Source organism: Acidimicrobiales bacterium, assembly GCA_025455885.1.
Classification (GTDB): domain Bacteria; phylum Actinomycetota; class Acidimicrobiia; order Acidimicrobiales; family Acidimicrobilacustridaceae; genus Rhabdothermincola_A.
In genome coordinates, this window is record JALOLR010000005.1 from 111,188 (window position 1) to 124,319 (window position 13,132).

The 13,132-nt window shown below is 72.5% G+C and carries 13 protein-coding genes and 1 pseudogene; 9 read left to right on the plus strand and 5 right to left on the minus strand.

From position 1 onward, the window contains the following. Positions 1 to 11 precede the first annotated feature (11 nt). Genes MUE36_05840 through MUE36_05850 form a run of 3 tightly spaced genes read right to left on the minus strand, consistent with a single transcriptional unit; the run spans position 12 to position 3,118 of the window. Complete coding sequence (locus tag MUE36_05840) at positions 12 to 800, minus strand: alpha/beta hydrolase (GenBank protein ID MCU0310445.1); 789 nt, start codon at positions 798 to 800, stop codon at positions 12 to 14. Positions 801 to 835: 35 nt separating this feature from the next. Then, positions 836 to 2,269 (minus strand): pyruvate kinase, encoded by a 1,434-nt coding sequence (pyk, locus tag MUE36_05845; GenBank protein ID MCU0310446.1) that lies wholly within the window; start codon positions 2,267 to 2,269, stop codon positions 836 to 838. Positions 2,270 to 2,329: 60 nt separating this feature from the next. Continuing rightward, a complete protein-coding gene (locus MUE36_05850) occupies positions 2,330 to 3,118 on the minus strand; it encodes a transglutaminase-like domain-containing protein (GenBank protein MCU0310447.1) in 789 nt (262 codons plus the stop codon). A 29-nt stretch (positions 3,119 to 3,147) separates the two neighbouring features. Here MUE36_05850 and MUE36_05855 point away from each other — a divergent pair, with 29 nt between their 5' ends. Beyond that, a complete protein-coding gene (locus MUE36_05855; protein MCU0310448.1) occupies positions 3,148 to 3,930 on the plus strand; it encodes a glycerophosphodiester phosphodiesterase in 783 nt (260 codons plus the stop codon). Positions 3,931 to 3,933: 3 nt separating this feature from the next. On the opposite strand, the gene MUE36_05860 is transcribed toward MUE36_05855, so the two are convergent. Next, positions 3,934 to 5,310, minus strand: a complete 1,377-nt coding sequence (locus MUE36_05860) for an FAD-binding oxidoreductase (protein MCU0310449.1) — start codon at positions 5,308 to 5,310, stop codon at positions 3,934 to 3,936. A gap of 181 nt (positions 5,311 to 5,491) precedes the next feature. On the opposite strand from MUE36_05860, the gene MUE36_05865 reads away from it, so the two are divergent. The 5 genes from MUE36_05865 to MUE36_05885 all read left to right on the plus strand — a co-directional run bounded on the left by MUE36_05865 (position 5,492) and on the right by MUE36_05885 (position 11,292). Further along, a complete protein-coding gene (locus MUE36_05865) occupies positions 5,492 to 6,862 on the plus strand; it encodes a hypothetical protein (protein ID MCU0310450.1) in 1,371 nt (456 codons plus the stop codon). A 175-nt stretch (positions 6,863 to 7,037) separates the two neighbouring features. Then, the gene (locus tag MUE36_05870; GenBank protein MCU0310451.1) at positions 7,038 to 7,991 is read left to right on the plus strand and encodes an ABC transporter permease; all 954 of its coding nucleotides are present in this window, start codon (positions 7,038 to 7,040) and stop codon (positions 7,989 to 7,991) included. After that, entirely contained in the window at positions 7,972 to 8,958 is a 987-nt protein-coding gene (locus tag MUE36_05875; GenBank protein MCU0310452.1) for an ABC transporter permease, read from the plus strand. Before MUE36_05870 ends, MUE36_05875 begins: the two co-directional genes overlap by 20 nt. Then, the gene (locus MUE36_05880) at positions 8,955 to 10,232 is read left to right on the plus strand and encodes an ABC transporter ATP-binding protein (protein MCU0310453.1); all 1,278 of its coding nucleotides are present in this window, start codon (positions 8,955 to 8,957) and stop codon (positions 10,230 to 10,232) included. The genes MUE36_05875 and MUE36_05880 overlap by 4 nt, the downstream gene beginning before the upstream one ends. A 1-nt stretch (position 10,233) precedes the next feature. Next, a complete protein-coding gene (locus MUE36_05885; protein MCU0310454.1) occupies positions 10,234 to 11,292 on the plus strand; it encodes an ATP-binding cassette domain-containing protein in 1,059 nt (352 codons plus the stop codon). Between the two features lie 67 nt (positions 11,293 to 11,359). Here the strand turns inward: MUE36_05885 and MUE36_05890 are convergent, their stop codons facing one another. Then, positions 11,360 to 11,983 carry a DNA-3-methyladenine glycosylase 2 family protein gene (locus MUE36_05890; GenBank protein MCU0310455.1) on the minus strand — a complete coding sequence of 208 codons (624 nt, stop codon included), beginning with the start codon at positions 11,981 to 11,983 and terminating at the stop codon, positions 11,360 to 11,362. Between the two features lie 185 nt (positions 11,984 to 12,168). Here MUE36_05890 and MUE36_05895 point away from each other — a divergent pair. The 3 genes and pseudogenes from MUE36_05895 to MUE36_05905 all read left to right on the plus strand — a co-directional run bounded on the left by MUE36_05895 (position 12,169) and on the right by MUE36_05905 (position 13,080). Continuing rightward, positions 12,169 to 12,462, plus strand: a pseudogene (locus tag MUE36_05895) (peptidylprolyl isomerase). Positions 12,463 to 12,542: 80 nt separating this feature from the next. Continuing rightward, entirely contained in the window at positions 12,543 to 12,734 is a 192-nt protein-coding gene (locus tag MUE36_05900) for a hypothetical protein (GenBank protein MCU0310456.1), read from the plus strand. A 121-nt stretch (positions 12,735 to 12,855) separates the two neighbouring features. Next, entirely contained in the window at positions 12,856 to 13,080 is a 225-nt protein-coding gene (locus MUE36_05905; protein ID MCU0310457.1) for a hypothetical protein, read from the plus strand. Positions 13,081 to 13,132: the final 52 nt, after the last annotated feature.

The window sequence follows — 13,132 nt, forward strand, 5'->3', positions numbered from 1 at the left end:
CGTCCTGCACTCTACGGCGAGGACCGCCGGCGGCCGGGAACGGCGGCGACCGTCCGCCGGACCAGTGCGGCGAACTCGTCGGGGTGGGTGAGGTGCGCGCCGTGGTCGGCACCGGCGATCTCGGCCAGCTCGCCATGGGCGACGCCCGTCGCAACGACCTCGGCGGCCCGACGGTGGTGCGGCGCCGATGCGGCACCGCGCGCCGAGAGGACGGGGACCGCCACCCGTCGCAGGTCGAGCGGGGCCGGCGGGCGGCGGATGGCCGTCATCTCGGCCAACAGCGCCCTGCCCTCGGCGCGGCGGGCCGCTCGGGTCGACGCCGGCAGGCGCTCCCAGGACCGGTCGCCGACCATCGTGCGCATGAAGGCCTCCGCGGCGGCGGGCGGATCGTCGAGGTGGGCACCGACGGCCCGCCCCCCGGCGGAGTCGCGGGGCCACCACGGCTCCCACGGGAGGGGCGCCTCGTAGGCCATCACCGCGACGACCGTCCCGGGACGGGAGGCAGCCGCGGCGAGCGCCACCACCGCCCCGAGGCTGTGTCCGACGACGACCGTCGGGCGGCCGTCGAGGACCACGAGGAGGTCCTCGACGTGCTCGGCGATGCTCGTCGCCGTGCCGGCGGCGCTCGAGGCGCCGTAGCCCCGACGGTCGTACACCGTGAGGTCCAGGTCGACGAGGCGCCGCTCGACCTTGCGGAAGGACTGACCCCGGTCCATGGAGCCGTGCACCAACGCCACCCGGGGGGCGCCGGCCACCGGTGCGTGCCGCACGGCGAGGGCTGCACGGCCGGGATCGGGCACCGCCGGGTCCGCCCGTCGCGATCCGGCGGGGAGGTCTACGGGATCCGCACGATCCGGACGGTGTCGGTGACGCGGCCCTTGTAGATGCCCGACCCGGCGAGCACCACGACCACGTCACCCGGCGCCACCTCGCCCTCGGCCACGGCTCGTTCGATGGCCTGGGGCACGAGCTCCTCGGTGATGACCCCGCCCTCGATGAGATAGGGGGTGGTGCCCCAGCTGATCGACAGCTGACGCAGCGTGCGCTCGTCGGTGGTGAAGCCGAGGATCCGGGCCTGCGGGCGGAACCGGGCGATCGAGCGGACCGTGAAGCCGCTGCGCGAGAGGCAGATGATGGCCTTGGCCCCGATCTCGGTGGCGGCGCGGTGGGCGGCCGAGGTCATGGCGTTGGTGATGGCGTCCTCGACCACGTCGGTGGGGTCGAGGTGGAGCTCCGCGAGCCCTTGCGACCACCCCGGGTAGTCGAACTCCTCGTCGGCGCGCTCGGCGATGCGGGCCATCACCCCGACCACATGGGTCGGGTCGACGCCGATGGCCGTCTCCCCCGAGAGCATGACCGACGACGAGCCGTCGAAGACGGCGTTGGCGACGTCGGAGGCCTCGGCCCGGGTGGGGCTCGGGGCGTGCACCATCGACTCGAGCATCTGGGTGGCCGTGATGACCGGGCGCCCGACGGCGATGCAGCGCCGGATGATCTCCTTCTGGAGGTGCGGGAGCTCCTCGATGGGGAACTCCGAACCCAGGTCGCCGCGGGCCACCATCACCGCACCGGACGCGGCGATGATCGACTCGAGGTTCTCGACGGCGGCGCGCGTCTCGATCTTGGCGACCACCAGCGGCCCGCGTGGGTAGGGCTCCGTGCCGATGCGGCGCACGTCGTGGGCGGAGCGCACGAAGGACAGCGCCAGCATGTCGACCCCCGCCTCGACGAAGGCGTCGGCCAGGCGGAGGTCCTCCGGGGTGGGGGTGGGCATCCGCAGCCGGTCGGACTGGATGTGGATGCCGGGGCGCCCCTTGAGGAGCCCGCCGTGGATGACCTGCACGTCGAGCCGGTCGCCCTTTCGGCCGATGCAGCGGACCTGCACCGCCCCGTCGCCGAAGGTCAGGTAGTCACCGTCGTGCACGTCGACGAGCAGGTCGTCGTAGTCGACCTGGACCACGTCGCTCGTGCTGTCGCCCTGTCCGGGCACCAGCGAGATGACGTCGAGGTCGGCCAGGTGCATCCCGTCGCTCGGCATCCGTCCGGCACGCACCTTGGGGCCGGGGAGGTCGACGAGGATCCCGATGGGCTTCCCGGCCTCGGCGGCCGCGGCGCGGATCCGGTGGTAGCGCTCGAGCGCCAGCTCCAGGGTCTCGTGGGCCAGCCCCATGCGGGCGATGTCCATCCCGGCGTCGATCATCGAGCGCAGGGTGGCGGCGTTGTCGGAGGCCGGGCCGATGGTGGCGATGATCTTCGTGCGACGGGGCATGGAGGGGAACGCTACCGGGTGCGGGTTCCGGCCCCGGCGACGGTTCCGGCCCGCCGGCGGTCAGTTCAGCCGTGACCTGACGTGCTCGGCCCGCGCCGTGAGCTGGGCCGCGGCCGCGTGGTCGGGTGCCGCCACGGCCAGTGCGTCGAGCACCTCGGCGGCCCCCCGGAAGTCGCCCGCCGCGACCAGCGCCGAGGCGAGCTCACGGTGCTCGACGGTCCGCTCCCCCGGGACCAGGACCCGCAGCCGCAGGACCCAGAGGAGGTTGGCGGTGTCCCCCCGTGAGGCGAAGGTCGTCCGGAGGTTGGCCAGCATGCGGGAGGCGATCGCGTGGGCCCCGACCGGCTGGAGGTACGACGGGTGGAAGGGCGTGGCGGCACCGTGCAGCGAGTGGAAGAGTCGCTCGCATCCTGCCGTGTCGAGCAGGCTCCCGTGGTGGAAGGGATCGAGGAACACGTCGGCGTCGCGACCGTCGGCGACGAGGAAGTGCCCGGGCATGCCCACGCCGACCAGCGGCACACCGAGGCGGCGGCCGACGGCGACGGCCAGCACCGACAACGAGATCGGGATCCCGAGGCGACGCGTCACGACCTCGTCCAGATAGGAGTTGCGCGGGTCGTGGTAGTCGAGGCGGTCGCCGGTGAACCCGAGCTCGGCGAAGAGATGGGCCCGCAGCCCCTCCAGCGTCGCCTCGGGGCAACCGGAGGCCAGCGCGTCGAGGCGGGCCCGCTCGACGTCGGGGTCGAGCCCCGGGCGGGCGTTGGCGGCGATCGACCAGGCGAGCTCGTCCAGTTCGATCGTCGCTTCGGGCCGGGCCACGAGGGCCGCGAAGCGCTCCCTCTCCTCCACGGCCGGAGCGTACCGGCCGCTACCGTTCGGTGATCGCCCCGCCACCCACCCCGACGTCGACGAAGCCGTTCCTCGACCACCCCCACCCGATCCCCTTCGCCCATCGCGGTGGGGCGGGCGACCGGCCGGAGAACACCATGCCCGCGTTCGCCGCGGCCGTCGAGCTGGGCTACCGCTATGTCGAGACCGACGTCCACGTGACCTCCGACGGTGCGGTGCTGGCCTTCCACGACGATCGGCTCGACCGGGTGACCGACCGATCGGGCGCGGTGATCGACCTCCCGTGGTCCGAGGTCGGCCGAGCCCGAGTGGCGGGGCTCGAGCCCATCCCCCTCCTGGCCGAGCTGCTGGCCGCGTGGCCCGACCTGCGGGTCAACCTCGATCCGAAGCACGACGCCGCGGTGGAACCTCTCGCCGAGGTGATCCTCGCCGCCGGTGCGGTCGACAGGGTGTGCGTCGGCTCGTTCTCCGACCGACGCATCGCACGGCTGCGGGCGATGCTCGGCCCGCGGCTGTGCACGGCGATGGGACCGCGCGCCATCGCCCGCCTCCGGGCGGCGAGCTACGGCTACCCGCACCGGCCGATCGCCGACTGCGCCCAGGTCCCGGTGCGCCAGGGCCCGTTCCCGATCGTCGACGACCGCTTCGTGGCGACCGCCCACCGCTTCGGGGTGAAGGTCCACGTGTGGACCATCGACGAGCCCGAGGAGATGGAGGACCTGCTCGAGCTGGGCGTCGACGGGATCATGACGGACCGTCCGGCCGTGCTGAGGTCGGTGCTCGAGCAGCGGGCCGCCTGGCTCGGGCGCTGAGGCTCAGCGGCGGGGAACCAGCACCTCCGGGTTCAACACCGCGTCGGGGTCGAAGGCGCGGCGCAGCGCACGGAAGGCCTCCAGCTCCTCCGGACTGCGGGCGAGGTGCAGCCAGCGGTTCTTGGCCACCCCGATCCCGTGCTCGGCGCTGATCGAACCTCCCGACCGGGCGACGAGGCCGAGGACCGCGTCGTCGACGGTCTCGTCGTCGGGGTCGGTGCCGGTGACGTTGACGTGGACGTTGCCGTCGCCCACGTGGCCGAACAGCCAGGTGCGCGCCGCCGGGTCGACGGCCGCCACGACGGCGGGCACCTCGTCGAGGAACTCGGCCAGGGCGACCAGCGGGAGCGTCACGTCGAGCTTGTGGGGCACACCGTGGGTGGCGATGGCGGCGGTCTGTTCTTCGCGGAGCCTCCACAGCGCCGCGGCGCGCGGTGCGTCCTCCGCCACCGCGACGTCGGCGACCCCCTCGGCACCGGCCACCCCGTCGGCCAGGTCCCCCGTCGGATCGGTCGACCCCGCCGCCTCCACGAGCACGTACCAGCGATGGGCGGCCGCGAAGGGGTCGCTCCCGCCGAAGACGCCCAGCACCGCCTCGAGCCCGTCACGTCCGAAGAGCTCGAGGGCCTCGATCCCCGCCACCTCCCGGCGCCACGCCGACGCCGCCGCCACGGCCGATGCGGCGTCGGCGAAGGCGCAGAGCGCCGTGGTGCGGTGCCGCGGTCGGGGCACCAGGGCGAGACGCACCGAGGTGACCACCCCGAGGGTGCCCTCGCTGCCGCAGAGGAGCCCGCCGAGGTCGTAGCCGGTGTTGTCCTTCACCAGCCCGCCGAGGTGGCGCACCACCGCGCCCGTACCGAGCACCGCCTCGTGGCCGACGACCTGGTGGCGCATCGACCCGTGGCGCACCACGCGCAGGCCGCCGGCGTTGGTGGCCACCATCCCACCGATCGTCGCCGAGTCCCGGGCGGCGAGGTCGACCCCGACGGTCAGGCCGTGCTCGGCGACGGCGGCCTGCACGGCGCCGAGCGGCGCGCCGGCCCCGACCGTGATCTGTCCCTGCAAGGGTTCGACAGCGCCGACGTCGGCGAGTCGGCGCAGGGAGAGCACCAGCTCGCCCCGATGGGGCGTGGCGCCACCCACGAGGCCGGTGTTGCCCCCCTGGGGGACGAGGGCCAGACCGTGCCGGCGGCACAGGGTCACCACGGCGGCGACCTCCCCGGTCGAACCGGGCGAGACAAGTGCCGGGCTCGACCCCCGGAACCGGCCGGTCCAGTCGACGACGTGGGGAGCGATGACCTCGGGGTCGGTCGACAGCCCGGCGGGCCCGGTGACGGCGAGCAGCTCGTTGCGCACGACGCTGGACAACCGGGTCGCCATCACCCCATCGTGCCCCCTCCGACGCCACCGGGTGGCACGAGCTGCGAAAGGTGCGACCCGGTGAGGCCGATGGAGAAGGGTGAACACTTCGCGCTCCGGCACCCTCGAGGCGTCGCGTGCCTTGCCTTCCCGTCCCGGGGGGGACGAGGCTGGTCGGGTGCGTCGATACCGGTCCGAGCCGATGCACGAGCGTGCCCGCCTCCTCGTCACCGCCCTGGTCGTCGCGACGGCCGTCGCCACCGGTCCGGCGATCGCGGCGGCACAGACGACCCCGCCGAGCTCGGCGGTGACGACCGGTCAGGACGCCGACCCGGCGCTCGTGGTCGACGACGCCCGGCTCCATCCGTCGTTGGCCGGCGTCCAGGTGACCGGCTCCGGACGCGCCGAAGTGGCCGACGCCTACCGCGGGGCCCTCGCCAGGCGCGACACCGCCGCCACCGACCTGGCGGCGACGCAGGGCGAGCGGGCCGCAGCCGCCGACGAGCAGGTCAGGGTCACCGCCGTCGTCGACGAGGCGACGGCCGACCGCACGTCGGCAGAGGCCGAGGTCGTGTCACTGCGCGCCAGCCTCAGGGACCTCGCCGTGCAGAGCTACATGAGGGGCGGGACCACGGCCGGCGCCTCCGTCGACCTCGAGGCGGTCGACGCGGAGCTGCGCCAGCAGGCGATGGTCAACACCGTCAGCACGAACAAGGTCGAGGAGCTCCGACGAGCGATGGCGGTGATCGATCGGTCCACCCGGGCCATCGAGGAGGGCGCTCGAGCGCTGTCGACGCTCGGAGCGCGCCTCGACGAGCTCGCCACCAGGGAGGCGGACCAGCAGCGACAGCTCTCGACCGCCGCGGGGGAGGTCGTCCGTACGCGCGCCACCCTGGCCGACTGGCGCCTCGGCTCCGATGTCGCCGGCACCGACATCCCGCTCGTCGTCCTCGACGCGTACGTGAAGGCCGCCGAGCGGACGGCCTTCGAACGGCCCGAGTGCGGCCTGCGCTGGTGGGGCCTCGCCGGGATCGGGAAGGTGGAGTCCCGGCACGCCACCTTCACCGGTACCCGTCCAGGGCCCGACGGCGTGACGCTGCGCCAGATCATCGGCATCCCTCTGGACGGCACCAACAACACCGCGGTGATCCTCGACACCGACGCCGGTGCGCTCGACGGCGACATCTTCGTGGATCGCGCCGTGGGCCCGATGCAGTTCATCCCGGGGACCTGGCGGTCGCTGGGACGCGACGCCACCGGCGACGGTCGTGCCGACCCCCACAACATCTACGACGCCGCCCTCTCCGCGGCCGGCCTGCTCTGTCGGGCCGGCGGTGCCGGCCTCGACCAGCCCGAACCCCTGCGGCGCGCCGCACTGGGGTACAACGCCTCCGGCCCCTATGCCGACCTGGTGGTCCGCACCGCCCTCGACTACGCCGCCCGGGCCGACACCATCATCCCGCCTCCACCCCCGACGCCCGAACAGGAGCTGATGGCGGCCCTGGCGGCGGGCCTGCTCCCCCCGGTGGCGGCCCCCCCGACCGCCGCCGCCTCGGGCGCCGTGGGCCCGTGAGCGACGCGACCACCTGCGTCGGGTCGGCACCCGGACCAGGGTCGTTGACACCGACCCGGGCCGTTCCTAACGTCGACGCTGTGGCCGAGGTCACAGCGTCGTCCCGGGTCTCGGGACCAGGGGGAAGCCGGGGACGGTGCGTGACGAGATCTAGATCGTGCGAGCGGGTCTCGCGATGAGGTTCGTGCGCAAGAAGCTCCTGCAGCTGGTCATCGTGCTGTTCGCGGTCACCTTCCTGTCGTTCCTGATGCTCAACCTCCTCCCCGGCGACACCGCCGAGCGACTGTGCGCAGGGGCGGGCGGCGACGAGTGCGTCGAGCAGAAACGCGAGGAGCTGGGCCTCGACCGGCCGATCCCGATCCGCTACGCCGAGTGGCTGGGCAACGCCGTCACGGGCGACCTCGGCACGTCGGCCCGCAACCAGCAACCGGTGTGGGAAGCCATCACCCAACGGCTGCCGGTCACGATCGAGCTGTTGCTCTACTCCCAGTTCATCGCCCTCGTCGTCGCGATCCCGATGGGGCTGCTCGCCGCGCAGCGCTCCGGCGGCATCTTCGACCGTGCCTCGACCAGTCTGCTGTTCGGCCTCCTCTCGGTGCCGAACTTCATGCTGGCGCTGATCCTGTTGCTGATCTTCTCCAAACAGCTCGGGTGGTTCCCGGCCGTCGGCTACACGCCGTTCAGCGAGAACCCCCTCGAGAACCTCTGGTCGCTCTTCCTCCCCGCCCTCACCCTGGCGGTCGCCGAGATGGCGGTGTACATGCGCCTCCTGCGCACGGACCTCATCGCCACGCTCCAGGAGGACTACATCACCATGGCCAAGGCCAAGGGGATGCCGTCACGTCGCGTCCTCCTGCGCCACGCCTTCCGGCCGTCGACGTTCTCGCTCGTGACGGTCGTCGGGCTCAACTTCGGCCGACTCATCGGCGGCACGCTCATCGTCGAGGTGATCTTCGCCCTGAACGGCCTGGGCAAGTACACGGTGGACTCGATCCTCGGCCAGGACTACATCCCGGTCCAGGGTGCGGTGCTCGTCATCGCCACCGGCTACGTGCTCATCAACTTCGCCGTCGACCTCTTCTACGCCGTGCTCGACCCGAGGATCCGCCATGCCCGCGCGCTCACCTGACGACCGGGCCATGCCCAGCCCGACGGGCTCCACCCTCTTCTCCGGCTCCGGCGACCTGGCCACCGAGGTCTCCGGGATCGCCGACGGCGACGCCTTCGTCCTCGATCTCCTCCACGAGCTCGATCCCGACCAGGTCGACACCACCGTCGCCAGGCGGCGCCTCGGTCCGGCGTTCTGGGTGGCGGGAGGCTGGTTCTCCCTCGTGGCGATCCTCGCCCTGCTCGCCCCCGTGCTCCCCCTCGACGACCCGAGCCTCCCTGCCGGCGCCCCCCGCCAGTCCCCCAACGCCGAGTTCTGGTTCGGCACCGACATGCTGGGACGCGACATCTTCAGCCGGGTCATCTGGGGGGGCCGCGTCTCTCTCGTCGTCGGCTTCGCCTCGATCCTGCTGGGCCTGGCCATCGGCGGCACGATCGGTGTCCTCGCCGGCTTCTTCAAGCGCCGCACCGAGACCGTCCTCATGGGCTCGATGGACGTGCTGTTGGCGTTCCCTTCCCTGCTCCTCGCGCTGGTCATCGTGAGCTTCACCGGCGACAGCAGCATCACCAACGTGGTGCTCGCCATCGGCATCGTCTCGATCGCCCCCGTGGCGCGACTGGTGCGGGCCTCGACGCTCGTCTTCAGCGAGCGCGAGTTCGTCACCGCCGCCCGCTCGCTCGGCGCGTCGAACGGGCGGATCATCACCCGCGAGATCCTGCCGAACGTCATGCTCCCGGTGCTGTCCTTCGCGATCATCGGCATCGCGGTGGCCATCATCGCCGAGGGCGGCCTCGCCTTCCTCGGTCTCTCGGTGCCGCCGCCCACCCCGACGTGGGGCGGGATGATCAACGACGGGCGAGCCCAACTCGACACCTATCCCTACATGTCGTTGATCCCGTGCTTCGTGATGTTCCTCACGGTCCTGTCGCTGAACCTCGCCGGTGACCGGATCAGGGAGTACTTCGACATCAAGGAGGGCGCACTGTGACCTCGAAGGTCATCACCGCCCCCGGCGACGCCCGAGGCGTCGCCTCCGACCACCGCCTCCTCGAGGTGGAGGACCTGCGCACCTGGTTCCGCACCGATCGAGGGACCGTCAAGGCGGTGGACGGGGTGTCGCTCACGCTCGACCGCGGCATGACCCTCGGCGTCGTGGGCGAGTCCGGCTCGGGCAAGACGATCCTGTCGCGCTCGGTCATGGGCCTCCTCCCGGCCCGCAACACCATCCGCACGGGCCGGGTTCGCTACGAGGGCGTCGACATCGTCGACTACGACCAGCACCAGATGCGCGACATCTGGGGCGCCGAGATGGCGATGGTCTTCCAGGACCCGATGACCTCGCTCAACCCGGTCATGAAGATCGGCCACCAGATCACCGAGTCGCTCGTCCACCACCTGCGCATGGGCAAGTCCGACGCCAAGCAGACCGCCATCGCGCTCCTGGCCTCCGTCGGCATCCCCGAGCCGGCGCAGCGCTTCGACGAGTACCCCCACCAGCTCTCCGGCGGCATGCGTCAGCGGGTGACCATCGCCATCGCGCTCGCCTGCGGCCCGAAGCTCCTCTTCGCCGACGAGCCGACGACCGCCCTGGACGTGACCGTGCAGGCCCAGATCCTCGACCTGCTCGCCGCCCAGCAACGGGAACGGCACATGGCGATGATCCTCGTCACCCACGACCTCGGGGTGGTGGCGGGTCGTACCGACGAGATCCTCGTGATGTACGGCGGCAAGGTCGTCGAGCACGCCCCCACGACCGCGCTCTTCGATCAGGTGAAGATGCCGTACACCGAGGCGCTCCTGCGGTCCATCCCCAAGCTGGACATGGCCAGCCACACCCGGCTCGACGCCATCCCGGGACGCCCGCCCGACCTGGTGAACCAGCCGGCCGGCTGCAACTTCGCGCCCCGCTGCCGCTACGTGCAGCCGCGCTGCCTGCGCGAGGAGCCGCCGCTGCTCACCATCGGCACCACCGGGCACCGCTACCGCTGCTGGTTCCCCGTCGGGACGGCCGAGGGCAGCGAGGCGCTGGCCCGCAACACCGCGCTCGCGGCCGGATCCGACGACATCGCCGCGGCCGGCCTGAAGGCGGCGACCGACGCCCTCGGCACCGCTCCGCGCCGCCCCGACGGGCCCCCGGCCGCCCCCGCCCCGCCGGTCAGCCCGTCCGCCGCCGACCTCACGTCCGCCGATGACGGGGTCACACCCACGGCGGCCACCGACACGGGAACCCCGGACACGGCGGTCACCGCCGAGGAGTCCTGAGATGGCCGGGAGCGGGACCGCCCACCTCCGCGACGACGGTGACGTCGTCCTGCGCGCCGAGAACCTCGTCGTCGAGTTCCCCCTCGGGGGGACGGGGCTGAAGGTGAACGCCGTGTCCGACGTCAGCCTCGACGTGATGCGCGGCGAGACCCTCGGATTGGTCGGCGAGTCGGGCTGCGGGAAGTCGACCACGGGTCGGGCCCTGATCCAGATGCCCCCTCCCACCAGCGGGACGGTCCACTACGAGCAGCGGGACCTCACCGCCATGTCGTCCGCGGAGCTGCGCAAGGTCCGCCCCGAGATGCAGATGATCTTCCAGGACCCGATCTCGTCGCTGAACCCCCGCCGCAAGGTGGGCGACATCGTGGCCGAGCCGCTGCGCATCTGGAACCGGGGCACCGCCGAGGAGCAGCGGGCCCTCGTCACCGAGACCCTCGAGGCGGTGGGCATCGACCCGGCCGCAGCCGTCGATCGACGCCCCCACCAGTTCTCGGGTGGGCAGTGCCAGCGGATCTGCGTGGCACGCGCGCTCATGCTCGACCCGAAGCTCATCATCTGCGACGAGCCCGTGTCGGCCCTCGACGTGTCGGTGCAGGCGCAGATCCTCAACCTGCTCGAGGACATGAAGGCCCGGTACGGGCTCACCCTGGTCTTCATCGCCCACGACCTCGCCGTCGTGAAGAACGTGAGCGACCGGGTGGCGGTGATGTACCTCGGCAAGCTCTGCGAGGTGGCCGAACCCGACGAGCTGTACGCCCATCCGGCTCATCCCTACACCGCGGCCCTGCTCTCGTCGATCCCGGTACCGGACCCGACCGCCGAGGTCACCGCCGAGCCGCTGGCGGGTGAGCTCCCGTCGCCGGTCGCCCCGCCGAGCGGCTGTCGCTTCCGGACCCGGTGCCCCCTGGCCCAGGACCTCTGCGCCCAGGTGGAGCCGGTGATGCGCGAGGTCCGACCGGGCCACCACGTGGCGTGCCACTTCCCCCTCGAGGGCGGGGACGGCGTCGCCTCGCCGACACCCGGCGCCTCGGCCCCCGGACCCGCAGAGCCGACCGTCTGAACCCCGAACTGTTGAGTGCTCAGCTCGCCCAGCCGAGCGGGGCGCTCAACAGTCCGTCGAGGTTCGGTCAGTCGTCGCCGTCGGCGGCGGCCCACAGGTACCAGGCGGCCACGCTGCGGTGGGGCCGGAACCGGTCCCCCAGCACCTCCAGCTCGCCCGGGGTGGGGGGCGTGGCCCAGCCGTAGGCGCGCCCCCAGCCGTTGCGCACCCCGAGATCCCCCACCGGCCACACATCGGGCCGGTCGAGGGCGAACATCAGGAACATCTGGGCGGTCCACGGGCCGATGCCCCGCACCTGGACGAGCTCGGCGACCACCGCGTCGTCGTCCCGACGCCCGACGCGGTCGAGTCGCACCCGTCCGTCGGCGACGTGGGCAGCCAGGTCGACGAGGGCCGCCAGCTTGGCGCCCGACAGCCCGGCTGCCCGGAGAGCCTCCGGGTCCGTCCCGAGGAGGGCGTCGGCGGTGACGTCACCCCCGACGGCGGTCCGGGTCCGCTCCCAGATGGACCGGGCGGCGGCCCCGGCGAGCTGCTGGTGGACGATCGAGTGAGCCAGGCGTTCGAAGCGGGCCGCGACGGGGGCGGGGCGCTCGAGGCGGACGGGACCGTGACGCTCGACGAGTGCGGCCATCACGGGGTCGGCGGCGCTGACGGCGGCCATGGCCTCGCGGTGGTGTCGGCGGACGCGCATGGCCGGGGATCCTACGGTCGGCCGGAGGGGGGATGGCCGGAGGGGGGACGGGCGGGGCGAGGTCCGTGTGCCACGATGCACCCATGCCGACACCACCCGAGATGGCCATCGACACCGACACGATCTACCGCGCCACGATCACCACCGAACGCGGGACGATCGTCGCCGACCTCGATCCGCGCATCGCCCCGATCACCGTCAACAACTTCGTGGGCCTGGCCCGCCAGGGCTACTACGACGGACTCACGTTCCACCGGGTCGAGCCGGGCTTCGTGATCCAGGGCGGTTGCCCCGAGGGCAGCGGTCGGGGCGGCCCGGGCTACAAGTTCCAGGACGAGCCGGTGCAGGGCAACTACCGAGAGGGTGCGGTGGCCATGGCCAACGCCGGCCCGGACACGAACGGCTCGCAGTTCTTCATCTGCCTGAACGACCTCACCGGCCGGCTGCCGAAGCAGTACAACCTGTTCGGCCACGTCGTGTCGGGCCTCGACGTCGTGCAGGCCACCAAGCGGGGCGACGTGATGCAGACCGTGGTGATCGAGGAACGCCCCGTCGACGCATGAGCGACGCCGTCGTCGAGATCGTGTGCCCGAGGTGCGCCCTGACGTCCACCGTCCGCTACTACGGGCCGTGCGACGACTGCCGCTCGGCGCTGCGGATGTCGTACGCCGGGTTGGCCCGCCACGTCGAGGCGGCCGAGTACGAACCGAAGATGAACGTCACCCCGAACGCCGTCGCGTCGAAGGAGTGACGGGGTCGTCCACAGGGACGGGCCGTGACGACACAGGGTTGTCCCTCTTGTGACCCACAGGACGCCGTTCCTACGGTGAGCCACGCACCGGGATCCCGGTGCGTGGCGAGAGGAGGACAGGATGGCGATCCACGAGGTCACGATGCGCGACCAGTCGGTGGAGCGCATCGCGGGTGCCGATGCCTACGCCCAGGAGGGTCCGCTGACGACCTTCTTCCGCACCGATCCCGACCGGCGCCTGATCGACCGCTGGAGTATCCGACTGGCCAGCTTCCGCACGACCGACGTGACCGCCGTCCGCCGCCTCGACGAACCCGGTCCGGCTGCCCCGGTCGGCCCGGTCTGACCGGCCGACCGTGAGGCCTCGGCCGAGGAGGGCGCCATCATCACGCCCCGCA